The organism is Serratia sp. CMO1, assembly GCF_015689115.1.
Lineage (GTDB): Bacteria > Pseudomonadota > Gammaproteobacteria > Enterobacterales > Enterobacteriaceae > Serratia > Serratia marcescens.
The window spans coordinates 4,618,545-4,642,063 of sequence record NZ_CP065032.1; the positions used below are offsets into that span (position 1 = coordinate 4,618,545).

At 60.9% G+C, this 23,519-nt stretch carries 23 protein-coding genes; 13 read left to right on the top strand and 10 right to left on the bottom strand.

What is annotated here, in order from left to right; all coding sequences use genetic code 11:
- Positions 1 to 148 precede the first annotated feature (148 nt).
- Positions 149 to 2,080, top strand: a complete 1,932-nt coding sequence (gene iolC, locus IT763_RS22015) for a 5-dehydro-2-deoxygluconokinase (RefSeq protein ID WP_206195010.1) — start codon at positions 149 to 151, stop codon at positions 2,078 to 2,080.
- 203 nt (positions 2,081 to 2,283) lie between these two features.
- Positions 2,284 to 3,120, top strand: coding sequence for a MurR/RpiR family transcriptional regulator (locus tag IT763_RS22020; protein ID WP_004930856.1), 837 nt, complete (start codon positions 2,284 to 2,286; stop codon positions 3,118 to 3,120).
- 41 nt (positions 3,121 to 3,161) lie between these two features.
- Here the strand turns inward: IT763_RS22020 and IT763_RS22025 are convergent, their stop codons facing one another.
- The 4 genes from IT763_RS22025 to IT763_RS22040 form a co-directional block, all read right to left on the bottom strand.
- Entirely contained in the window at positions 3,162 to 3,500 is a 339-nt protein-coding gene (locus IT763_RS22025; RefSeq protein ID WP_004930859.1) for a type II toxin-antitoxin system RelE/ParE family toxin, read from the bottom strand.
- Positions 3,501 to 3,514: 14 nt separating this feature from the next.
- Positions 3,515 to 3,784 (bottom strand): hypothetical protein, encoded by a 270-nt coding sequence (locus IT763_RS22030; RefSeq protein ID WP_004930864.1) that lies wholly within the window; start codon positions 3,782 to 3,784, stop codon positions 3,515 to 3,517.
- A gap of 175 nt (positions 3,785 to 3,959) precedes the next feature.
- Complete coding sequence (iolB, locus tag IT763_RS22035) at positions 3,960 to 4,781, bottom strand: 5-deoxy-glucuronate isomerase (protein ID WP_206195011.1); 822 nt, start codon at positions 4,779 to 4,781, stop codon at positions 3,960 to 3,962.
- Positions 4,782 to 4,858: 77 nt separating this feature from the next.
- Entirely contained in the window at positions 4,859 to 6,364 is a 1,506-nt protein-coding gene (locus IT763_RS22040) for a CoA-acylating methylmalonate-semialdehyde dehydrogenase (RefSeq protein WP_015379335.1), read from the bottom strand.
- Positions 6,365 to 6,920: 556 nt separating this feature from the next.
- Between IT763_RS22040 and IT763_RS22045 the strand changes: the two genes are divergently transcribed.
- Positions 6,921 to 8,363: a sugar porter family MFS transporter gene (locus tag IT763_RS22045; protein WP_016930409.1), complete on the top strand. Its 1,443-nt coding sequence runs from the start codon at positions 6,921 to 6,923 to the stop codon at positions 8,361 to 8,363.
- Positions 8,364 to 8,395: 32 nt separating this feature from the next.
- Entirely contained in the window at positions 8,396 to 9,232 is an 837-nt protein-coding gene (locus IT763_RS22050) for a TIM barrel protein (protein WP_206195012.1), read from the top strand.
- Between the two features lie 37 nt (positions 9,233 to 9,269).
- Here the strand turns inward: IT763_RS22050 and fetB are convergent, their stop codons facing one another.
- From fetB to IT763_RS22075, 5 genes are all read right to left on the bottom strand, one after another.
- Positions 9,270 to 10,043, bottom strand: coding sequence for an iron export ABC transporter permease subunit FetB (gene fetB, locus IT763_RS22055; RefSeq protein WP_033631883.1), 774 nt, complete (start codon positions 10,041 to 10,043; stop codon positions 9,270 to 9,272).
- The gene (gene fetA / locus IT763_RS22060) at positions 10,030 to 10,707 is read right to left on the bottom strand and encodes an iron ABC transporter ATP-binding protein FetA (protein ID WP_016930411.1); all 678 of its coding nucleotides are present in this window, start codon (positions 10,705 to 10,707) and stop codon (positions 10,030 to 10,032) included. Before fetA ends, fetB begins: the two co-directional genes overlap by 14 nt.
- A gap of 191 nt (positions 10,708 to 10,898) precedes the next feature.
- Positions 10,899 to 11,186 carry a FaeA/PapI family transcriptional regulator gene (locus IT763_RS22065; RefSeq protein WP_004930885.1) on the bottom strand — a complete coding sequence of 96 codons (288 nt, stop codon included), beginning with the start codon at positions 11,184 to 11,186 and terminating at the stop codon, positions 10,899 to 10,901.
- 37 nt (positions 11,187 to 11,223) lie between these two features.
- Positions 11,224 to 12,333, bottom strand: a complete 1,110-nt coding sequence (locus tag IT763_RS22070; RefSeq protein WP_079450493.1) for an FKBP-type peptidyl-prolyl cis-trans isomerase N-terminal domain-containing protein — start codon at positions 12,331 to 12,333, stop codon at positions 11,224 to 11,226.
- Between the two features lie 29 nt (positions 12,334 to 12,362).
- A complete protein-coding gene (locus tag IT763_RS22075) occupies positions 12,363 to 12,707 on the bottom strand; it encodes a hypothetical protein (protein ID WP_370446676.1) in 345 nt (114 codons plus the stop codon).
- A gap of 826 nt (positions 12,708 to 13,533) precedes the next feature.
- On the opposite strand from IT763_RS22075, the gene IT763_RS22080 reads away from it, so the two are divergent.
- The 9 genes from IT763_RS22080 (at position 13,534) to IT763_RS22120 (ending at position 22,556) form a co-directional block, all read left to right on the top strand.
- A complete protein-coding gene (locus tag IT763_RS22080; protein ID WP_015379342.1) occupies positions 13,534 to 14,064 on the top strand; it encodes a fimbrial protein in 531 nt (176 codons plus the stop codon).
- A gap of 91 nt (positions 14,065 to 14,155) precedes the next feature.
- Complete coding sequence (locus IT763_RS22085) at positions 14,156 to 14,707, top strand: fimbrial protein (protein WP_016930414.1); 552 nt, start codon at positions 14,156 to 14,158, stop codon at positions 14,705 to 14,707.
- A gap of 71 nt (positions 14,708 to 14,778) precedes the next feature.
- Complete coding sequence (locus tag IT763_RS22090; protein ID WP_028127387.1) at positions 14,779 to 17,280, top strand: fimbria/pilus outer membrane usher protein; 2,502 nt, start codon at positions 14,779 to 14,781, stop codon at positions 17,278 to 17,280.
- A 24-nt stretch (positions 17,281 to 17,304) separates the two neighbouring features.
- The gene (locus IT763_RS22095) at positions 17,305 to 18,051 is read left to right on the top strand and encodes a molecular chaperone (RefSeq protein WP_016930416.1); all 747 of its coding nucleotides are present in this window, start codon (positions 17,305 to 17,307) and stop codon (positions 18,049 to 18,051) included.
- Positions 18,052 to 18,062: 11 nt separating this feature from the next.
- The gene (locus IT763_RS22100) at positions 18,063 to 18,674 is read left to right on the top strand and encodes a fimbrial protein (protein ID WP_206195013.1); all 612 of its coding nucleotides are present in this window, start codon (positions 18,063 to 18,065) and stop codon (positions 18,672 to 18,674) included.
- Between the two features lie 14 nt (positions 18,675 to 18,688).
- A complete protein-coding gene (locus IT763_RS22105) occupies positions 18,689 to 19,693 on the top strand; it encodes a fimbrial protein (RefSeq protein WP_206195014.1) in 1,005 nt (334 codons plus the stop codon).
- Positions 19,694 to 19,711: 18 nt separating this feature from the next.
- Complete coding sequence (locus tag IT763_RS22110; protein WP_016930418.1) at positions 19,712 to 20,251, top strand: fimbrial protein; 540 nt, start codon at positions 19,712 to 19,714, stop codon at positions 20,249 to 20,251.
- Between the two features lie 108 nt (positions 20,252 to 20,359).
- Positions 20,360 to 20,983, top strand: coding sequence for a LuxR C-terminal-related transcriptional regulator (locus IT763_RS22115; RefSeq protein WP_016930419.1), 624 nt, complete (start codon positions 20,360 to 20,362; stop codon positions 20,981 to 20,983).
- Between the two features lie 79 nt (positions 20,984 to 21,062).
- On the top strand, positions 21,063 to 22,556 hold the full coding sequence (locus IT763_RS22120) for a PLP-dependent aminotransferase family protein (RefSeq protein WP_206195015.1): 1,494 nt from the start codon (positions 21,063 to 21,065) through the stop codon (positions 22,554 to 22,556).
- Here IT763_RS22120 and IT763_RS22125 read toward each other — a convergent pair.
- A complete protein-coding gene (locus IT763_RS22125; protein WP_371811598.1) occupies positions 22,553 to 23,470 on the bottom strand; it encodes a DMT family transporter in 918 nt (305 codons plus the stop codon). The genes IT763_RS22120 and IT763_RS22125 overlap by 4 nt on opposite strands.
- Between the last annotated feature and the right edge of the window lie 49 nt (positions 23,471 to 23,519).

The window sequence follows — 23,519 nt, forward strand, 5'->3', positions numbered from 1 at the left end:
GATGTTTTAAACGCATCACATTTTTGGGGTGTAAATTTCATTTCATATTGAAATTGAAATTTTCATTCCCCATACTGTCCCCATGCTTCCTGCAGGGCGCCACGCTCGGGCCGCCGCCGGAGTTTTGCTTAAACAGAAGGAAACGGGTATGGCTACACAACAAAAACAGCTTGATGTCATTTGTCTCGGGCGCATCGCCGTCGATTTCTATGCTCAGCAGATCGGCGCGCGTCTGGAAGACGCCGGCACATTCGCCAAATACCTCGGCGGCTCTTCCGGCAACGTGGCCTACGGCACCGCCATTCAGGGGTTGAAATCCGGCATGCTGGCCCGCGTCGGCGATGAACACATGGGCCGCTTTCTGCGTGAAGAGCTGCAGCGCGTCGGGGCCGATACCCGCTGTCTGATCACCGACAAGCAACGATTAACCGGCCTGGTGATCCTCGGCATCAAGGATCAGGAAACCTTCCCGCTGATCTTCTACCGCGAAAACTGCGCGGACATGGCGCTGACGCCGGACGACATCGACGAGGCCTACATCGCCTCCGCGCGCGCGCTGGCCATCACCGGCACGCACCTGTCGCACCCGAACACCCGCGCCGCGGTGCTGAAGGCGCTGGAGTATGCGCGCCGCCACGGCCTGCGCACCGCGCTCGACATCGATTACCGCCCGGTACTGTGGGGGCTGACGTCGCTGGGCGACGGCGAAACCCGCTTTGTGGAATCAGACCAGGTGACCCGCGAACTGCAGGAGGTGCTGCACCATTTCGATCTGATCGTCGGCACTGAAGAGGAATTTCATATCGCCGGCGGCAGCACCGACACGCTGACGGCGCTGAAAAACGTGCGCCGGGCCACGGCGGCCACGCTGGTGTGCAAGCGCGGCGCGCAGGGCTGCTCGGTGTTCGAAGATGACATCGCCGACGACTGGGAACAGGTGAAGCTGCACGCCGGCGTGCGGGTGGAGGTGCTGAACGTGCTGGGGGCCGGCGACGCCTTTATGTCCGGGTTGCTGCGCGGCTACCTGAACGATGAAGGCTGGGAGCAGGCCTGCCGCTACGCCAACGCCTGCGGCGCATTGGTGGTTTCGCGCCACGGCTGCGCGCCGGCGATGCCGACCAAACGGGAGCTGGACGACTACCTGCAGCGTGAACAACAGGTCACGCGCCCGGACCGCGACGCACGCCTGAACCACCTGCACCGGGTCACCACCCGCAAGCAACAGTGGCCGGACCTGTGCGTGTTCGCCTTCGATCACCGCAAGCAGCTGGCGGACATGGCGCGCGAAGCCGGCGTCGGCGAGGAACGCATTCCGCGCCTGAAGACCCTGCTGCTCACCGCGGCGCAACAGGCTGCCGCGCAGGCCGGCCTCGACGGCAACAGCGGCATTCTGGCCGACACCACCTACGGGCAGGCGGCGCTGAACGAAATCACTGGCCAGGGATGGTGGATCGGCCGGCCGGTGGAGCTGCCCAGCTCGCGCCCACTGCGCCTGGAGCACGGCAATATTGGCTCGCAATTGATCGACTGGCCGCAGGAGCACGTGGTGAAGTGCCTGGTGTTCTATCACCCGCACGACGCGGCGGAACTGCGCCGCGAACAGGATGCGCTGATCGCCGACGTCTACCGCGGCTGCTGCAAATCCGGCCACGAACTGCTGCTGGAGGTGATCCTGCCGGACAGCAACGCCGACAAGGACGAACGCTATTACCTGGAGATGATTGAACACTTCTACCACATGGGCATTCAGCCGGACTGGTGGAAGCTGCCGCCGCTGAGCGCGGAAAACTGGCAGCGGGTCGGCGCGCTGATCGACGCCTGCGATCCCGACTGCCGCGGCGTGCTGATCCTGGGGCTCGACTCCCCGGAGGCGGTGCTGAAGGCGGGCTTTGCCGCCGCCGCGGATGCGCGCTGGGTCAAAGGTTTCGCCGTCGGCCGCACCATTTTCGGCCAACCTTCGCGCCGCTGGCTGCAGGGGGAAATCGACGACGCGGCCCTGATCGAGCAGGTGAAACAAAAATACCTGACGCTGATCGGTTTCTGGCGCCAGTACCGTCCGCAGGTGGGCGGCGCGCACTGACAGCCACAGCAGGTTCACGTCCCCTTAAGGCCATTTCGCCGCTTTAAGGGGATTTTTTTGCCCATTTTCTGTGAAGTCGCGCAATGTGCGATCGAATAAATCGCTTTTTGAGGAAATGAAATTTCCGCTCCGTCTGTTAAAATACCCTGTCAATATTTCAGGCGTCAGGCCAATGCGCCTTCACCCCACTGCGAGCCGAATGGATGAACAACCCAACTCAACTTTCGCTGTTACAGGACGAGATCCGCCACCGTTATGAAACGCTGAGCAAGCGTTTGAAGCAGGTGGCGCGCTATATTTTGGATAACAGTAACAGCATCGCTTTCGATACCGTTGCCTCCATAGCCGCACAGGCCAGCGTGCCGCCTTCCACCCTAATCCGTTTCGCCAACGCCTTCGGCTTCAGCGGCTTCAACGAAATGAAGCAGGTGTTCCGTCAGCATCTGATGGAAGAAACGGTGAACTATACCGAGCGCGCACGCCTGTTCCGCCAAACCTCCACCGATGACAACGTCGCGCCGGAGAAGCCGGCGGAGATTCTCAACGTATTCACCATGGTCAACGCGCAGGCGCTGCAGCAGCTGGCGATGCAGATCGCTCCCGAGCAGTTGGATCGCGCCGTCGAGCTGCTCAACAACGCTGAAAACATCTACGTGATCGGCCTGCGCCGCTCGTTCAGCGTCGCTTCCTACCTCACCTATGCGCTGCGCCATCTGGAGCGCCGTGCGTTTCTGATTGACGGGCTGGGCGGGATGTTTACCGAACAGCTGAGCATGGTGAAACCGAAGGACGTGGTGATCGCCATCAGCTATTCGCCGTACGCCCGCGAGGCGGTGGAACTGGTGGAATTGGGCGCCAAGCGCGGCGCGCAACAGATCGCCATCACCGACAGCCAGGTCAGCCCGCTGGCCGCCTTCAGCGACGTCTGTTTCGTGGTGCGCGAAGCGCAGGTGGACGGGTTCCGTTCGCAGGTGGCCTCGATGTGTCTGGCGCAGACGCTGGCGGTCTCGCTGGCGCTGAATAACGCCCGGGACGAGTAAGGCGGATGTAAACGCGCCCGACAGGCTCGGGCGCGGCGGGATTATTGCAGCAACAAATAGCGGTAGAGCGCGCTTTCCAGATCCTGCTTCATGCTGATGAAAAGCAGAATCTCCACCGTTTGGCCGTCGTAGTCATAGATGACGCGGTATTCGCTGTCGGGATCCAATCGTTCGTGCAACCGCACTCCCATGCCCGCCAGCACGGCGTTGAAGCGGTAGCGGGCGGGATCGTCGGCAATTGCCGCGAGGGACGATAACAACAGATTGTCCACGAACATCCCGGCTGCGACGGCCCCTATCGTTCCGCTCTTATAAGACTCGATGTCTTTCAGGCTCCATTCCGCCGCCGGCGCGACGGTAAAACGTATTTCCTGGGGCATCCTGCACCTCGGGTCTATTTCCGCGCGTCACGCAGCCGCTGCAAGGTTTCTTCGGGCGACAGACCGCGCTGATTTTTAATCTCTTGCTTCGCCATCATAGTCAGTTTCAACAACGCGTTGGACTGGCGCTCGAGATTGCGTTCCCGTATTTCGGCCTCTCTCTCAGCCGCCGTTTGTACAAACAGCTCGGCAACACCATTTTTTGTGACGTAAACCCCGCCTTCAAACAGATCGGGCGAACCTAATCCTTCGCGCGCCGCTTTTTGAGACATGGTGGTTGTCATAATTTTTCCTCATGTGTACCGGCATTCTCACTGCATAACAGCGGTTCGTTAGATTCACTCAGCCAGGGAGCAATCGCGTGCGGACAGGTTATCATTTGAGCAAGATAGAGGGCAAATTTAGGTCAAATTTATACCCTGATTAAAGAGAAAGCCCGGCAAGCCGGGCCTCAAGCGCTTATTGCGCGGCGGGATAGCCGTCGCCGTTAATCCAGGCGTGGTCTTTTTCCCAGGTGAATTTCCACTGCCGCACCGGCCCGGCCATCACGTTAAGGTAATAGTTGTCGTAACCCGCCAGGGTCGCCACCGGGTGATAACCGCGCGGCACTTTCACCACGTCGCGATTGTAGACCGGCATGCATTCGTCGAGCGTGCGATCGTCGGTATAGACGCGCTGCATGCAGAACCCTTGCTCCGGCTGAATGCGGTGATAGTACGTCTCTTCGAGATAGGTTTCGTCCGGCGAGTCTTCTTGATCGTGCTTGTGGCTCGGGTAGGAGCTGGTGTTGCCCTCGTCGGTGTAAACCTCCACCACCAGCAGACTGTCTGCCGGCTCGCTGTCCGGCAGAATGTTGTGCACCAACCGCTGGTTGCGCCCCTTGCCGCGCCGCTCCACGCCGATTTCCGCCGGCGTGATCAGCCGTGAAGGCAGGTGGCCGCTGCCGGGCGCGCTGCACACCGCCAACTCCAGATCGGTTTCTGCCCGCACGTCGATGCGATCGTGGTGCGGCACGTACACCGCGTAAGGCGGCGTGCGCTCGAACGGGCTCATGCGTTTGCCGATATGCGGGTATTCGGCGCGCAGCGTGGCGACGGAGGCGATACCGGCCACCAGCACCAGACACAGGTCCCTGCCACCGCATTCCAACTGCAGCGACTGCCCGGCGGCCAGGCGGTAAACGTCAAAGCCGACATAGCCCCAACCGGCATTTTCCGGCGTCACGTGCTGGATACGCCCCTCGGCGTTCGGCGCCTGACATTTGGCAAGCAGTGAAGACATTTCGATTCTCCTGTTAACTCCCCGTGCAAAGGCCGCTGCCCCAAAGGAGCAACGGCCCGCTCATACTCTGCGATCGCTTAGCCCAGCGTCGGCATGCTGAATTCGGACACCGTCTGCTGCCCGGCCGGCCAGCGCGCGGTGGCGGTCTTCATGCGCGTGTAGAAGCGCACGCCGTCGGTGCCGTGCACGTTCAACGCGCCGAACACCGAGCGCTTCCAGCCGCCGAAGCTGTGGAACGCCATCGGCACCGGCACCGGCACGTTGACGCCGACCATCCCGGCCTGCACTTCCTGCACGAACTGACGCGCGTAGTGGCCGCTGCCGGTAAAGATGGCGCTGCCGTTGCCAAACTCGTGGCCGTTGACCGTGTCGATGGCGGTGCGATAGTCCGGCACCCGCACGATGCCCAGCACCGGCCCGAAGATCTCTTCGCGGTAGATGCGCATGTTCGGCTTCACATGGTCGAACAGCGTGCCGCCGACGTAGTAGCCTTCAGGGTAGCCCGGCACCTGATAATTGCGGCCGTCGGCCACCAGGGTGGCGCCTTCTTCCACGCCCAGATCGATGTAGCCCAGCACCTTTTTCTGATGGGCGGACGACACCAGCGGCCCCATTTCATTCTCTTCGCCACCCTGCTGCAAGCCCGGCCCGACGCGGAGCTGCGCGATCAGCGGCTTCAGTTTGGCGATCAGTTTGTCTGCGGTATCGTCACCGACCACCACGGCGATCGGCAGCGCCATGCAGCGCTCGCCGGCAGAGCCGAACGCGCCGCCCATCAACGCGTTGACCGTGGCGTCCAGATCGGCGTCCGGCATGACGATCGCCTGGTTTTTCGCCGCGCCGAAGGCCTGTACCCGCTTGCCGTGCGCGCTGGCGGTGGTATAGATATGTTCCGCCACGGTGGAGGAACCGACGAAGCTCACCGCCTGAATGCGCGGATCGGTGCACAGCTGCGCCGCATCTTCATTGGCGCAGTGCACCACGTTGAACACGCCGTCCGGCAGGCCGGCTTCTTTCAGCAACTCCGCCAGGCGCACCGAGGCCGAAGGCACCAGCGCCGGCGGCTTGAGGATAAAGGTGTTGCCGCAGGCCAGCGCGATGGGGAACATCCACATCGGCACCATCGCCGGGAAGTTAAACGGGGTAATGCCCGCCACCACGCCCAGCGGCTGCATCAGCGAGAAGCTGTCGACGCCGCTGCCGACGTCCGGCGAATACTCGCCCTTGATCAGATGCGGGATACCGCAGGCGAATTCGACCACTTCCATGCCGCGCGTCAGTTCGCCCAGCGCATCCGAATACACTTTGCCGTGCTCGCTGACGATAAGCTCGGCCAGCTCGTCGCGGTGCTGTTCCAGCAGCGCCTTGAAATTGAACATGATGCGCGCGCGGCGCAGCGGCGTGGTGCGCGACCAGTCGGCGAACGCCCGGTGGGCCACGTCGATGGCCTGTTTGACTTCGGCGGCGGTGCTCTGCGTAACGCGCCGCTCAACCTGCCCGCTGGCCGGGTTGTGCACGTCGACGGTTTGATTGCTGCTGCTCAGGCACACCTGCCCGTCAATAAAGTTACCCACGGTTTTCATGTCACGCCCTCTTTTCAAGTCCGCTGTCGCCTGGCCACACCCAGGCGGCGCGGCGTTAATCGTCCCGCTCGCCAAACTCCGTCGGCAAGCCGGCTAAATCCTGACCGGATGCAGCAAACTCTATTTCATTGAAAAAAAAGTTTCAAATAAATTGTTTTGAAAAATTTGTTTTTAGTGCGTGAGGTCGCAATTTTGCGGTGTCGATCGGGCGGGCGCTTGCATTGCCGTGCCAGGGAAAGCGCAACGGCGGCGGCGAAAGTTGGGGGAATACACACTGACTTTGCTACAGAAAACCCGCACTGCGCCTGCCCTGTCGCCGTTACCGCACGCCCTCGTTCGCCCAAGAGACCCGGCACAGAGGTGACGGTTTTTTTTGAACTGGATCTAAAAATCAATATTCCATTATTCACTAATTATGAAATAAATGTTCTTGTTTGTTCCAGCATTTATCGACGACATCGCCTTGATGACAGGCACGGTTCACACCCTTCCGCTCGCCCCCTTCCCGACACCCCAACCGTGCGGACGGAAGCCAGGATAAAAATCGGAGCAACACATGTCATATCAGCGTAAGCACAATACCGGCTACATATTGCGAATTTGCGGCATCGCCGCCCTGGGCGGCATTCTGTTCGGCTACGATACCGCCGTGATCTCCGGCGCGATCGAAGCGTTGAAAGCCTATTTCGATCTCAGCCCGGCCGAAACCGGCTGGGCAGTCTCCAACGTGGTGATTGGCTGCGTGGTCGGCGCCTTCGCCGCCGGGCCGCTGGCGGCGCGCTGGGGCCGTAAAAAGGCGCTGATGCTGGCGGCGCTGCTGTTCACCGTGTCCGCCGTCGGCGCAGCCTTGGCCCCGACCTTCACCTGGTTCGTCATCTACCGCATCATCGGCGGGCTGGCGGTCGGCATTGCCGCCACCGTGTCGCCGATGTACATGTCGGAGGTGTCGCCGAAAGACATGCGCGGGCGGGCGCTCAGCATGCAGCAATTCGCCATCGTCTTCGGCCAGATCGTGATTTTCTACGTCAACTTCAAAATCGCCAGCATCGCCAGCGAAGCCTGGCTGGTGGAAATGGGCTGGCGCTGGATGTTCGCCTCGGGCGTGATCCCCTGCATTCTGTTCTGCATCCTGGTATTCGTCATTCCTGAATCGCCGCGCTGGAACGTGATGATGGGCCGCGACGATCAGGCGCTGGCGATGTTGACCAAGGTATCCAACGCCGCCCACGCGCAGAATCTGCTGAAAGAAATCAAAGACTCGCTGCAGCAGGATCAACAGCAGCAGCACCGGAAGCTGAACTACGGCGATGTGCGGGTGCGGTTCATTCTGTTCGTCGGCTGCATGATCGCCATGTTGCAGCAGGTCACCGGCGTCAACGTGATGATGTATTACGCGCCGGTAGTGCTGAAAACCGTCACTGAAAACGCGCAGGAAGCGCTGTTCCAGACCATCTGGATCGGCGTGCTGCAGCTGGTCGGTTCGGTCATCGGCGCCATGCTGATGGATCGCATGGGCCGCATTCCGCTGATGCGTTACGGCACGCTGGGCGCCATCGCCGGCCTGCTGCTCACCTCGTACGCGCTCTACACGCAGGCCACCGGCTATTTCGCGCTGTTCGGCATGCTGTTCTTCATGGTGTTTTATGCGCTGTCCTGGGGCGTCGGCGCCTGGGTGCTGGTATCGGAAATCTTCCCGAACCGCATGCGCGCGCAGGGGATGAGCATCGCCGTCGGCTGCATGTGGGTCGCCAACTTCGCGGTGTCGCAGTCGTTCCCGATGATCAACGACCACCCTTACCTGTTCTCGCATTTCCACGGCGCCTTCCCGATGTGGATCTTCGCCGCCTGCTGCCTGTTCAGCTACTGGTTTATCGGCCGCTATATTCCGGAAACCAAAGGCGTCTCGCTGGAAAAAATGGAACAGGTGGTGCTGGCCAAACGCCACCGCCAACCCCTGCCCGACGGTAAGCCGCTGCCGCTGGAAAACGGCAAATCCTGATCTCTCACCCCTGACCGCTGGAGTAATGCCTCATGACCATTGCGCTGAACCGCTTCTGCATTAACCGCAAGATCGCACCGAATCTCGATCTGGACAATTTTTTCCGCCTGGTGAAACGCTGCGGGCTCAGCAAAGTTGAGCTGCGCAACGACATGCCCAGCTGCAAGGTGACCGACGATCTGAGTAACGCGCAGCTCAACGCGCTCGCCGCGCAATACGGCATTGAAATCGTCACGATCAACGCCCTCGGCATGTTCAATCGGGTGGATGACCCGGCGGCGCTGCAGCAGCGCGCCGAAGCGTTGCTGGCGCAGGCGCAGGCTATCCACAGCCGGGCGCTGGTGCTGTGCCCGCACTGCAGCGCCGACGACACGCGCAGCGAGCAGCAAAAACGGGACGACACCCTCGCCGCGTTGCGTCTGCTGGCGCCGCTGTTTGCCCGCTATGGCGTGCAGGGATACGTCGAACCGCTGGGCTTCGGCATCAGCTCGTTGCGATCGTCGCTGCTGACCCAAGCGATCATCCGCGATTCGGGCGCGCCGTACCGCATCGTGCTCGATACGTTCCACCACTACCTGAGCGATGTGACGCAGGCCGACTTCGACGCGCAGATCCAGGTGGCGCAGATCGGCCTGGTGCATCTGTCCGGCGTGGAGGATGGGCGGGATAAAGGCGCGCTGAGCGATGAAGAGCGCATCATGCTGAGCGCGGGCGATCGGCTGGAAAGCCGCCGCCAGGTACAGAACCTGGAACGCCTGGGCTACACCGGCGTCTATGCCTTCGAGCCCTTCTCTTCAAAGCTGGATGGCTGGAGCGAGGCGGATATCGAACGGGAAATCCGCCAGAGCATCGCCCTGCTGCAAGGGTAAAAAAAAACGGCCTCCGCGGAGGCCGTTTTTCATGGCGTTACTTCAGGTTGCCGACCACCAGCTGGTGGCGCGCATTGTAAAACTTACGGTAAGCCAGATAGCAGGCGATGATGGTCGACAGGCTGGCGGTGGAAAGCAGCATAAAGGTCACCATAATCTGGTATTTGATCGCTTTCACCGGGTCGATGCCGGCAAAGATCAGCCCGGACATCATGCCCGGCAGGCTGACCAGCCCAACGGTTTTCGCCGAGTCCACGGTCGGGATCAGCGAAGCGCGGATGCTGTCGCGGATCAGCGCCGCCGAGGCGAACTTGGGCGTCGCCCCCAGGCTGAGCATCTCCTGAATCTTCTGCTGCTCGCCTTTGAAACGCTGGCCGAGGTTGGTGTAGCACAGCCCCACCGCCACCATGGCGTTGCCGGCGATCATCCCGGAGATGGGGATCACCTGCATCGGCGTAAATTCGATGGAGCCGGTCAATACCAGCACCGCCAACGTCAGCACCGCACCGGTGGTGATGGCGATAAACGACGTCACGAACGCGTGTTCGACGTACTTGCTGCGTTTCTTGGCGTTGTAGGCCGCGTTAAAGCAGATGAAGAGCACCATCAACACGGTGAGAACGGCGTTATCCAGGTCGAAAATATACTTCAGCACGTAGCCGACGATGATCAGCTGCACCACCGCGCGGCAGATGCTCCAGATAATGTCCTTTTCCAGCGCCAGCTTTTCCCGGTGGCTGATCAGGATGGCGACCACCACCAGCACCATCGACAAGCCCAAGGATTCGTTGGTGATGTTATGCTGATTCATGTTGTTGCTCCTGTTGCTCGGCGCCGTGCGCGCGCAGGGTGATCACTTCGTCCGCATGCGCTATCTCTTCGGTATCGTGCGTCACCCACAGCACCGCCAGCCGGTGTTCCGCCGCCAGCTGATGCACGATCTCATTGACGTTGCGTTTGTTTTCCTCGTCCAGCGCGCTGGTGATCTCGTCGAGCAACAGCACCCGGGGCATAAACTGCAGGTTGCGGATCAGGGACACCCGCTGCTTCTCCCCGCCGGACAGTTCATTGATGCTTTTGGTCAGCATCGCCTCCGGCAGCCCGAAACGCGCCAGATCGGCCTTCATTTTTCGCTCGGCTGGCGGTTCCTGGCGGATCTGGTAGGGCAGCGCCAGATTGTCGTAAACCGTATTGCCGAACAGTGACGGCGTCTGGAAGCAGTAAGAGACCTGCTTGCGATACGCTTCCGGCGACATCTCGTCGATCGCCTGACCGTCGAAATAGAGCTTTCCGCTGGTCGGATCCATTAAGGAAGAGATGATTTTCAGCAGGGTGCTTTTCCCGCAACCGGAAGGCCCGGTGATCAGTTTGAACTCGCCTTCACCCAGCGTGAAAGAGACGGAATCCAGGATCACCTGGCTGTCTATTTGATAATGAATATCATCCAATCTCAGTATGTCTTTCTTTTCCTTCATTACGATGCCGGCTCCCTACACCTGTTCCCGTCTGAGCGATAAGTATATGGCCGCCAAAAACATCTTAGCAATGGCTGTGCGGATGGCAGCGAACGAAGGGGGAGGATTGACGGAGCGAAACGCCCCGTCAAATGATAAATTTAATTAATGATTAGCTGTAGGAATAGTCAAAAGCGACCGCCAGGGTCGAATCACTCTTTTTTTATCGCTGCCTGTTCGTCGCAGCTGTACCAGCGGAGGGAATTGTTGATACTGCGGTGGGTGCAGTGAACCTTACCCTCCTTTTCCAGCGCCAGCAGCAGGGTGCGGGTGGTATAAATATTTTCGCCGCATTTATCCGCCAGCTCGCGCGTCTTCGGCCACTGCTCCGGCGGGGGATGATGGCCCCCAGATCCTTCCACACGCTCCCTGCACAATCCTTGCAACACATTCAGCATCAGCGATTTTCTGCTTTCAAACGTTTTCGGCGCCTTGGCCATAGCATTCCTCCTGAGTGGTTACTGCTGAGCACCCCGCTCACGGCTGCACGTCAGCGATGCGCAGGGTGTAAATCATGGTGGCATTCGGGGGGATCGCCGGCGGGTTGCCCTGTTTGCCGTACGCCAGCGCCGGCGGCACCACCAGCGTGATCGCGCCGTGGCGCTGCAGCTTCTCGATAGCCGCGCGAAACAGCGGCGGGTAGCGCGTCAACGGCTGCGAGATCACCGTCCCCGCCAGCTCCATGTCTTTGACCACCCGGCCGTCGGTCAGGCTTTCGCGCACCACGATATCCACCCGATCGTCGGCGCCGATCGCCCCGCTGCCGGCATAGTCCACCCGGTAATAGAAACCGAGCGCATCCTGCTTAACCCCCTCCTGACGGACGAAATTGGCCAGGTAGGCGTTGTCATCCCGAGGTGGCGCCTGCGTCTGTTGCGCCTGCTGCAACCGCTGCTGCGCCGTGTGCAGCGCGCCGTCGATGGCGGTTTCATCGAGCCGCAACCGCCCGGCCAGGGTATCGGCGATGCCCGCCAGCAACAGCTGGGTATCCGCTTCCAACCCCGCGCGCCGGTTCTCCTGCTGCAGATGCAGAATGTCGCGTCCGAGCGACACGCCGGCGGCATACGCCTGCTTGTCCGCCTCGCTGGCCAGCGCGGGCGGCTCGGCCGCCTGCTGCCGTTCGGCCAGCAAGGTCTCTACCCGCCGGCGCTGCTGCGCCAGCTGCGCCGCCAAACTTGCGCTGCGCTGTTCGGCCCGCGTTAACGAAGCGGCCAGCACGCCCACTTCTGGCACCGGCGCAACGGCGTGCCGCAATCCCTTCAGGGCATCGGCCAGCGGCCGAATATCGACGACGGCCGGTTCCCGTTTCGGCGCCACCGCGGCCTGAGCCGCCGCCAACTGCCGCTCCAACTGACGGATTTTCTCCGTCTGCTGTTGCAAAGACTGCTTCAACGACGTTAAACGAGCGCTGTCTGCCCCGACGATAGCGGCCGGTTTGGCGGCCGGTGCTGACGCCGATTGACGCACGGTGTCTTCCCTGGGCGCGGCCGGTGGCGCCTGCCGCTGTTCGGCAAACTTCAACAACGCGGGAATGCCGTCATCGGCGGCGCAAGCGGCCCCGCTCGCCGCCAACAGCAAAAGAGCCATCGCCCATCCTTGCGCGCATCGCTTCATGGCTACAGATTCTCAACCCGGCTGGACAGATCGGACATCAGCTCATGCTCGACGTCGGCGCAGAATTTCTCGGTTTTATATTGATAAAGAGCATCAATCGCTTTACGGGTACTCTCATCCACGTTGCCGCGCACCCCGGCATATCCCGAAGCGTTGGAAAGCAGGCCATTAAAATAGGCGATGCGTTTTTGGTAACTTTGCGGATTAATATTCTTTAATGAATTAACCCGCTGCTGACAAAGCGCGATGCGTTGCTCATCGGATTTATCATTAGGATTGTTCTGTGAGATTTTTTTCACGGAATTCAGTTTTGTCTTGCTCCCGCCCGCACAGCCAGAAAGCGCCATAAAAGACAGCAGAAATAGGGTCAAACCCGCCCAACGGCGCCCGCCGCAAGCATTAATCATCGTTATCATTCCGTTTATAATCCTTTAATTGTCACTTAGGTCATCATTATGTGGCGAACGGCAGCAGCACATGCCTTAATTTGATTAATCAAAATGGGTTAGGCAGCGAAAAATCCCTATTCCGCAAGGTGATAGGATAATTCACTACCGGTGAAATTGTTATTTAATTGTTAATCAATTAGGCTTAAACGCGAACTAAACGCGAATAAGAAACCCAATCACTCGTGAACAGAAAATCACTAAACAACAATAAAAACAATGAATTATGTTTTATATTTTGTTTCTAAAGGGAAATGCATCATCTGCTGCCTCAGAGCGATATTAGCAAAACAATATTGTGAATTGTAGGTGCCACCCTATTTCCCCCGATCTAATATCTCGCATATCGTTATTTATATAGTGATTTATACTGGATAATATTTGTATACGATCTATTGATTTTAAAGCAAATATATTTCTTTTTCCTTTTGGTTTTATATTCTGAATTTGACTTAATTTAATAAAATCTATTTCCAAGCAATACTATTATTTGCAAGAATATTCCCAGCAACACGCCACACGTAAAAATCGCATTTTATTTACCAGAAAATCCATTATCGATTTTCCAAATCTCGTTATTTCTCATAAATAACGGATGTCGGCGTATTGCCCAGAGCAAAAGGATCTGGCTCCAACCGCACGGACGGCGACATGGCGTTGCCGCCGCCGCGGGGGATTTAGATGTGCTGTTCTTTTTATTTAAAAACTCTCTACAGGAACCTGAGAAATGAAACTGAATAAATTAATGCTGGCAACCGTGATTGCTTTCGCTTCCGCATCTGTTGCTCATGCCGCATCTAATCAGGGCAGCGGTAAAGTCACCTTTACCGGCGAAATTATCGATGCGCCATGCAGCGTCGCGCCGGAATCCGTTGACCAAACCGTGCCGATGGGCCAGATCAGCAGCCGCATCCTGGCCAACCAGGGTAAATCCAGCATGCAGCCTTTCAACATCGAACTGAAAGATTGCTCCATCTCCACCATGAAAAACGTCAAAGTGACCTTTACCGGCACGCCTGATCCGGTCAACAACAAACTGCTGGCCCTGAGCGGCACGGCAACCGGCGCCGGCATCGTGATCTACGACAACCTGCACTCCAAAGAGGTGGAACTGGGCACCGCGACCGACGGTCAAGGCCTGAACGATGGCGACAACTCGCTGAAATTCGCCGCTTATCTGCAGGGCAGCAGCGCCTCAAGCGCCGTGGTGCCGGGCGACTTCACCAGCGTGGCGAACTTCACCCTGGCTTACCTGTAATACCCCACAGGGGATGTCTCAGGGCATCCCCCGCTTTATTGCATGCCGAGGATACCGGCAAGGGAACAGGGAAAGACAGGGAGACGCCAGCATGACTATCCGCCTTTGCGGCCTGTTGCTCATCGCGCTCAGCGTCGGCAGCGCGGCGGCGGCAGCGAAAAATCAGGGCCACGGCAAAGTCAGCCTGGGCGGCACCATCGTTGAAACGCCGTGCGGCATCGCCAGCGACAGCCTGGATCAAACCGTCGATTTTGGTCTGATTTCCATGACCGACGCCTCGCAGGACGGGCAGTCGGTGCTGATCGGCAGCCGCCGCCATTTCACGATCAAACTGGTGAACTGCGAGCTGGCCAGCCAGGTGAAGCCTGACTTCATCTATCGCGCGGCCAACGTCACGTTCGACGGCACCGCCGACAGCGGGGATCCGTCCCTGCTCGGCGTTTACGGCGAGGCGAAGGGCGTGGCTATCGAGCTGTTGAACGATGCCGGCGCGCCGATCCCGCTCGGCAGCACGACGGCGGATTACCAGATCGTCGCCGGCGACAACACGCTGCGCTTTGGCGCGCAGTTGCGCCTGCATCCCGACAAGGCGCGGGCGGGCGGCTTCAGCTCTCTGGCCAAATTCACCCTGTCTTATCTCTAGCGCCGGCGGGCGCTGCACAGCATTACGTATTCAGGTCGTACGGATGACCTGCTATTGGGCGCGGACTTGCCATGAGTGATTATGCTATGACGTCATTACTGACACGGAAACACCTACCTCTCCTCGTCATTCTATCTTTCCTCTGGGTGCGTCCGGCATTTTCCGCCACGGAATTCAATACCGACGTCCTGGATATCGGCGAGCGCAGCAAAGTGGATCTTTCGCGCTTCTCCGACGCCGACTACGTCATGCCCGGCGCTTATTTGCTGGACATCAAGATCAACCAGAAAACGCTGCCCCAGCGCAGCATTCAGTATTTCCCGTCACCGGATAACAAGAGCGGCAGCCAGGTGTGCCTGCCGCCTGACCTGGTGGAAAAAATGGCGTTGAAAGAAGAAGCGGCCAAAAAAATCACCCTGTGGCACGACAACCAGTGCGCCGACATTCGCGGCATCAAAGGCGCGACCATCTCCGATCGCATCGGCGGCGGCGTGCTGGCGATCACCATCCCGCAGGCGTGGATGAAATACTCCGATCCCGACTGGACGCCGCCCGAGCAGTGGGACGACGGCATTCCCGGCCTGCTGCTGGACTACAACCTGAGCGGCCAGTTAGGCAAGCAGAGCCACAACAACAACACCGCCCAGAACCTGAGCAGCTACGGCACGCTGGGCGCCAACCTGGGCCCCTGGCGCCTGCGCGCGGACTACCAGGCCAATTATAATCAGCAGGCTGGCGATCGCAGCACCGGTTTCGACTGGAACCAGATCTACGCCTATCGCGCGCTGCCGATGCAGGCCGCCAAGCTGACGCTGGGTGAGATTTATCTCGACTCCGGGGTGTTCGACGCCTATCGCTTCACCGGCCTCAACCTGGCCAGCGACGAGCGCATGCTGCCGCCCAACCTGCAGGGTTATGCGCCGGAAGTGCGCGGCATCGCCAAGAGCAACGCCAAGATCACCGTTTCGCAGGAAGGCCGCACGCTGTACGAAACCACCGTGCCCGCCGGGCCGTTCGCCATTCAGGATCTCAACAGCTCGGTGCGCGGCAAGCTGGACGTCAAGGTGGAAGAACAGGACGGCACCGTCTCGACCTTCCAGGTGGATACCGCCACCATTCCTTACCTGACCCGCCCGGGCTACGTGCGCTACAACGTGGCGCTCGGCAAAACCTCGGCCTACGACCACCGCACCCAGGGCCCGCTGTTTTCCGCCAGCGACTTCTCCTGGGGGCTGAGCAACGCCTGGTCGCTGTATGGCGGCGCGCTGCTCGGCGGCGACTATAACGCCTGGGCGCTCGGCCTCGGCCGCGATCTGAACGTGTTTGGCGCCATGTCGCTGGACGTCACCCAGTCGATCGCTCGCCTGCCCGGCGAGCCGACCGCCAGCGGCATGTCGTTCAAGCTCAACTACGCCAAACGCTTCGACGAGCTGAACAGCCAGATCACCTTCGCCGGCTACCGCTTCTCGCAACGTAAATTCATGAACATGTCGCAGTATCTGCAGGAGCGCTACGGCGATTACGACAAGAATTACAACGGCCGTCAGAAAGAGCTGTATACCATCACCGCCAGCAAAACCTTTATGGCGGAAGACAGCGCCAGGGCGATCACCACTTATCTGACCTACTCGCACCAGACCTATTGGGACGCGCGAACCCAGGATCGTTACGGGCTGTCGACCAGCAAGTTGTTCAGCATCGGCGATATCAGCAACATCACCGCCTCGCTGTCGGCTTACCGCACCTATTACCAGGGCCGCACCGACGACAGCGTGATGATCAACTTCACCGTACCGATCGGCGATCGTCGGCGCGTCGGCTATGCGCTGCAAACCAACAACGGCGACGTCACGCAGACCGCGTCGTACAACGACTACAGCGATCCGGACAATACCTGGCAGGTCAGCGGCGGCTTTAACCAGTCCGGCAAATCGCTGGCGCGCGGGTACTACACCCACAACGCCTCGTTCGGCTCGCTGAACGCCAGCGCCTCTTACCAACAGGACAGCTACTCGTCGATCGGCGGCTCGTTCCGCGGCGGTCTCACCGCGACCCGGCACGGTATCGCGGCGCATCAGAACTCGAGCAACGGCGGCAGCCGCATGATGCTCGACACCGACGGCATCGCCGGCGTGCCGATCAATAACGGCCGCGCCTACAGCAACCGTTTCGGGCTGGCGGTGATTTCCGACATCACCAGCTACTACAACACCGACACCCGCATCGACGTCAACAAGCTGGCGGACGACGTCGAAGCCACTCGCGCCGTGGTGCAAGGCACGCTGACCGAAGGCGCCATCGGCTACCGCCACTTCGAGGTGGTGAAAGGCAGCAAGCTACTGGCCACCATTCGCCTCGCGGACGGCAGCGAACCGCCGTTCGGCGCCGCGGTGCTGAGCGAGAAAGGCCGCGAGGTCGCGGTGGTCAACGACGGCGGCTCGGTCTACCTGACCGGCGTGCAGCCGGAGGAAAAACTGGACGTCGCCTGGGAAGGCCAACGCCGCTGCCGCATCGTGATCCCGGGCGCCGCCAAGCCGCTGGACCAGCTGCTGCTGCCGTGCGCCACCCTGTAATCCGTAACGCTGAGAAATAATGACATGAACAAACACCCGATAACGCTACTGACCGCCGCCGGCCTGGCCCTGAGCGCCGTACTGCCCACCGCCGACGCGGCGATATCGCTGGATCGCACGCGCGCCGTCTATGTGAGCGACGCCAAATCGATCAGCCTGAATATCGTCAACGAAAACAAAGAACTGCCTTTCCTGGCGCAGTCCTGGCTGGAGAACGAGCAGCATCAGAAAATCACCTCGCCGCTGGTGGTGCTGCCGCCGTTGCAGCGCGTGGAACCGAGCGAGCGCAGCGTGGTGCGCATCACCAAGACGCCGGAGGCGGATCGCCTGCCGCAGGATCGCGAGTCGGTGTTCTACTTCAACCTGCGCGAAATTCCGCCGAAAAGCACCAAAACCAACGTGATGCAGCTGGCGCTGCAAACGCAGATCAAGCTGTTCTACCGGCCGAAGGCGATTGTCGCGCCCAAGGGTGAAGTGTGGCAGGAAAAGCTGGTGTTCCGTAAAAGCGGCGGTGCCATCACCGTCGACAACCCGACGCCGTTTTACATCACCCTGACCGGCATGACGCGGCAGACGCAAAAACAGGGCGGCGGCGCGATCGGCGGTTTTCAACCGCTGATGCTGAAGCCGAAATCCAGCGAAAGCCTCAAGCTGCACGACACCGGCATGAACAGCTTCGTCATCACCTACATCAACGACTACGGCGGCCACCCCGAGCTGCGCTTCGCCTGCAACGGCAGCGTTTGCACCGCCGTGCCCGAGAAAAAATAAGGAGATCCAGCATGGCTGAATTCACCGATCGACTGCGCCCGCTGCTGCTCGGCGCGCTGTTGTGCGGCGGCGGCGCGCTGGCGGCAACGCCGCTGGGCGTGATCGAAGGCACCACCGGCACCGTCAGCTTTCACGGCGGCCTGCTCAGCTCTCCCTGCAGCCTGACGCCGGACAGCCGGGATCAGTCCGTCGATCTGGGCGACGTCAGCGCACGCGACTTCCGTAACGCCGGCGATCGCAGCGCGCCGGTGCGTTTTCGCCTCTCGTTCCGCAACTGCCTGCTGGGCGCGCGCGCACTGGCGGATAATCCGGCCGGCCCGCGCAACGGCGACGCCGGCCGCCTCTACCTTCAGGGTGAACAGGCCGCCACGCTGGTGTTTCTCGGCGAAAGCGACGTCGACAACCCGTCGCTGCTGAAGCTGAACGGTGGCGTACAGGGCATCGGCCTGCGGCTGCAAGACCAGCAGGGCCAGGCGTTGGAGCTGAATCAGCGCAGCCGCCCCTACATTCTGCAACCCGGCAGCAACACCCTGTGGTTCAGCGCCAGCGTGGAATCCACCCAGCGGGCGGTGATGGCCGCCGGTTTCGCCGCCGTGGCGCACATTCAGGTGAGTTACCTGTGAGGCTCGAGAACGCGATGAAAACACAACTGACCAAACTCTGCCTGCCGCTGGCGATCGCGCTGGCGGCCCCCGCCGCCTGGGCCAACGGCTACGTCACGCCGGACGGCGGCCCCAAACAGTTCTATATCGATCTGAATGAAAGCAACATCACCAACCAGGTGGGGTTCACCAAACTGTTTCCCTATGATCTGGGCGGCACCTATACCGGCAAGGTGTATTGCGATACCCCTATCCCCACCAGCCCGCACTTTTACAAGTCGGATTCGTCGTTGCCCCCCTCCGACTACGGCAACGGCTATTTAAAGCTGAATGACTTTTTGGATTTAAAAGCCGAGGTGTGGATTGCCGGCAACAAGAACGCCTACGTCACCGTGCCTTTTTACAACGAATCGAATTTGCTGAGCCAACACCGCTGCCAGCCGCCGTACTTACAGGTCAACAACTACGGCAGCGGCTCCAAAGGCAAGATCACCTTCCGGGTGCGCAAAAAAATCATTAACGGCGTTGAGATTAACGATCGGCAGATCATCGAGATGTACGGCCGCCTCGGCTCGACCGACGGCGGTTTCGGCCCCAATCCGATGGCGCAGGTGTTTATCCAGTCCGCGATCCTCTACGTGCCCGATAAATGCGTGGTGAACGAAGGCCAGTTGATCAACGTGGAGTTCGGCGAGATCGGCGGCAGCGATCTCAACGGCTCCAACCACCCGCAAAGCATTCCGGTGCGCTTCCAGTGCGAGGGCGGCAGCTTCGAGGACGGCACGCTGAATATCAAGCTGGCGGTGTCGGGTACGGCGGCCTCCTTCAGCAACGAGGTGTTCAAAACCGACAAGAACGATCTCGGCATCCGGCTGACGCACAACGGCCAGTTGGTTATCCCGAATGAGTTTTACCCGGTGCCGAACATCGGCAACGGCGGCTCCTGGAACCTGGTGGCGGCGCCGTTCGCCAACGGCGGCGCAGAGATCGGCGAAGGGGAATTCAACGCATCGGCCACCATCGTGGCGGCATTCCAGTAACCGAGGGAGGAACGGAAAATGCGTCTACGCGCTTTAGCGCTGCTGAGCTGCGCGCCCTGGTGGTTTGCCGCCATGCCGGCGGCGGCGAACACCGAACTTATCGGTGCGCCGGTGCAGTTCCACGGCACCGTGGTGAGCCGCCCGTGCAATATCGAACCGCAGTCCGCCGATCAGCTGGTGGAAATGGGCACAGTGATCGTCAAAACCCTGTACCGCTATGGCCACACCACGCCGGTGCCATTCAGCATCAAGCTGACCGACTGCAAGACCACGGTATTCAAATCCGTCAGCGTGACCTTCAGCGGCGCCGAAGACGGTGAGCTGCCGGGCAAGCTGGCGATCAACAACGGCGCGAACGGCGCCGCCATCGCGCTGTTCGATCATCAAGGGGCGGACATCGACCTGAATAAGGCCACCAGCGCCGTCGCGCTGCAAAACGGCCCCAACAGCCTGAACTTTACCGCCTATGTGCAGGGGCGGCCGAGCGCGATCCAGAACCAAAGCATTACCGAAGGCGAATTCACCTCCGTCGCCAATTTTGTGCTGGCGTACCAATAAGCCCCGCACCGCCCAGGGAAATCAGGAAAACGACCGGCGCGCGAACGCCGGCAATGGGCCGTCACCGTTCGCTCCGGCGCGGCGCCACGGCCTTTTAAGGAGCCACCCATGCCAGATATTCGCTTCACGCTGTTCGACAGCGATAACTTCTACCAGCAGGGGCTGCGTCTGCTGCTGCAGGATTATCTGCACTCCCTGAACGAATGCCAGCGCCTGTACCCCCAGTTCTCGCCGCTGGCGCTGCAGGCGTTGGATAACATCGAAATCGTGTTCCGCACGCCGGAAGAGCGCTGGGGCTGCGCCTGCTGTTACCAGAGCCCCTACGGCATCCCGCGCCAGCGGCAGCTGACTTTGCTGATCCTCGACGACGCGACCCAGCAACAGGTGAAAAACCTGCCGCCGCTGTTCAGCATCCACCGGCGCGATTCGGCCTACGCCATCCGCCTCAAGCTGCAGATGGCGCTGGAAAAATTTATCCAGCATCCGTGGATGGCGCTGCACGCCGCCGGCATGTGGAAATGCCAGGCCTGCCGCATCGCCGCACTCAGCCACTGCGAAAAAAAAGTGCTGGGGTTGATGAGCAGCGGCATGTCCGCCTGCAGCATCGCCGGCCTGCTGCAGCGCAGCCAGAAAACCATCAGCGCCCATAAGCGCTCGGCGATGCGCAAGCTTAACGTGCGTAAAAACAGCGAGTTGAATAAAGTGCTGCTGAATCAGCGTGGGCTAAGCTGACTGACAACGGACTCGCGAGTACCGACAGAGTGGTTTACTCTGAATACTCATTTTCGCACTGCAAAGCGAGCCGGAATCCATGCCCAGAACAGCCAAAGTCGTTGACGTCCCCGCCCTCGGCGAGCTCGATCGCCAGGCAGGCCAGCTAAGCCACCAGCTGGCGCAGGCCCTGCGTCAGGCCATCCACCGGGGCGATCTGAAAGCGGGCGATCTGCTGCCCTCGACGCGCCGGCTGTCGGCGGCGCTGACTCTGGCGCGCGGCACGGTATTGGAGGCCTTTGCTCAACTGACGGCGGAAGGCTTTCTCGAACCGCAGCCCGGTTCCGGCACCCGAGTTGCCCACTATCAGACGCCACGCCGCGCGCCGCATGCCACGGTGCAGGCGAGTTCAGCGGTAGCGGCTCCGCTTTCTTCACCGGCGCAGCATCTGGCGCGCTTTGCCACTCAGGCGCGAGCGCTGCCGCCGGTGCCGTTCACTGTGTCAGTGCCAATCGGCGATACCGCGCCCGACGATATCTGGCGGCGGCTCGGCAACCGCATGCGCGCCCGCGGCCCCGGCGCGCCGTCGGGCTACGGCGATCCGCTGGGCGCGCTGCCGCTGCGCGAAGCCATCTGCGACTATGTGCGCCGTTCCCGCTCGGTAAACTGCACGCCGCAGCAAATCCTCATCACCTCCGGCACCCAACAGGGACTGTATCTGGCCACGCAGATCCTGTTGGACGCCGGCGACAGCGCCTGGGTCGAAGATCCTGCCTACGCCGGCATTACCGCCATTTTCGATAGCCTGTTTCGCGATCGGCGCATGATTAGGGTGCCCGTCGCCGACGACGGCATCGACGTCGCCGCCGGCGTGCGCCTGGCCGCCAATGCCCGCGCCGCCTTTGTCACGCCGTCGCATCAGTATCCGCTGGGCATGCCGATGAGCATGGCGAAAAGAAGCGCCCTGCTGGCCTGGGCCAGAGAGCGGCAGGCCTGGATCGTGGAAGACGATTACGACAGCGAGATGCGCTACGCCGGCCACCCGTTCCCGTCGCTGCAGGGGCTGGCGCCCGAGCGGACGCTTTATCTCGGCACCTTCAGCAAGGTGTTGTTCCCTTCGCTGCGGTTGGGTTACGCCATCGTGCCGCCGCCTCTGGTCGACGCCTTTTGCGGCGCCAGGATCCTGATGGATCGTCACCCGCCCAGCGCGGATCAATACGTGCTGGCCGCCTTTATTGCCGAAGGGTATCTCGACCGGCATATCCGAAAAATGCGCGGCGTCTACGCCGAAAAACGTCGGGTGCTGATCGAGGCGATCAACGCGTACATCCCGGCTGAACTGGCGGTGGTGCAGCCCTGCGATCAGGGCATGCACATGGTGCTGTGGTTGAGGAAAGATCTCGACGACGTGCGTGTCGCTCGGCAGGCCAACGAAGCCGGGTTGGCGCTGCGGGCGGTGTCGCCGATGTATGCGCCCGGCCAGGGTGAGCCGGGCCTGGTGCTGGGGTTGGGCGGTTACGCCGACCGCCAGGTGCAACAGGCGGTGGAACGGCTCGGACAGGTGATCCTGGCCTGCGCCGGCAGCGGCGCCTAGCGGGAAAAACGTTTGGCGCCGAACACGCAAACCACCACGCCGGCCATCACGGCGATCATCATCGGCTGGACGGCTTCATGCAGCAGCCAGCCCGCCAGCGCCAGGCCGAAGAACGGCTGCAGCAGCTGCAACTGCCCGACGGCGGCGATGCCGCCCTGCGCCAGGCCGCGATACCAGAAAATAAACCCAATCCACATGCTGAACACCGAGACGTAAACCAGCGACAGCCAAGCGGCGCCGCTGACCACGGGCCAGGCGGCCGGTGCCGCCAGCCAGGTGGCCGCCAGCGTCAACGGCAACGCCACCACCAGCGCCCAGGAGATCACCTGCCAGCCGCCGATCCGACGCGACAGCACCGCCCCTTCGGCATAACCCAGACCGCACAGCAGCACCGCGCCGACCATCAGCGCATCCCCCTGCCAGGCGCCGCCGCTCCCCTGGCTCAGCGCGAAAGCGCCCACCAGCGCGGCGCCGACGCCCGAAAAAACCCAAAAAACGGGCTTGGGCCGCTCTCCGCCGCGCAAGACGCCAAAACCGGCGGTCGCCAGCGGCAGCAGGCCGATATACACCAGCGAATGCGCCGACGTGGTGTGCTGCAGCGCCAGCGCCGTCAGCAGCGGAAAACCGATGACTACGCCGAGCGCCACAAACAGCAGCGGCGGCAAATCGGCCCGCGTCGGCCGCGCCTGGCGGGTGATCAGCAGCGCGCACAAGGCCAGCAAGGCGGCGATCGCCGCCCTGACCGCCGTCAGAAACAGCGGATCGAGCTCCAGCACCGCCACTCGCGTGGCGGGCAGAGAACCGCTGAAGATAATCATGCCAAGAAAACCGTTCATCCAGCCCTGGGCCGAATGCCCGGCGGCGGGATGTGCAGGGGTAACAACGAGAGTTTTTTCAGACTGGCTGTCCGTCATGTGAACGCTCCGCACGCCTGAGGCATACCGAAATCGGCAACCCGCGAGG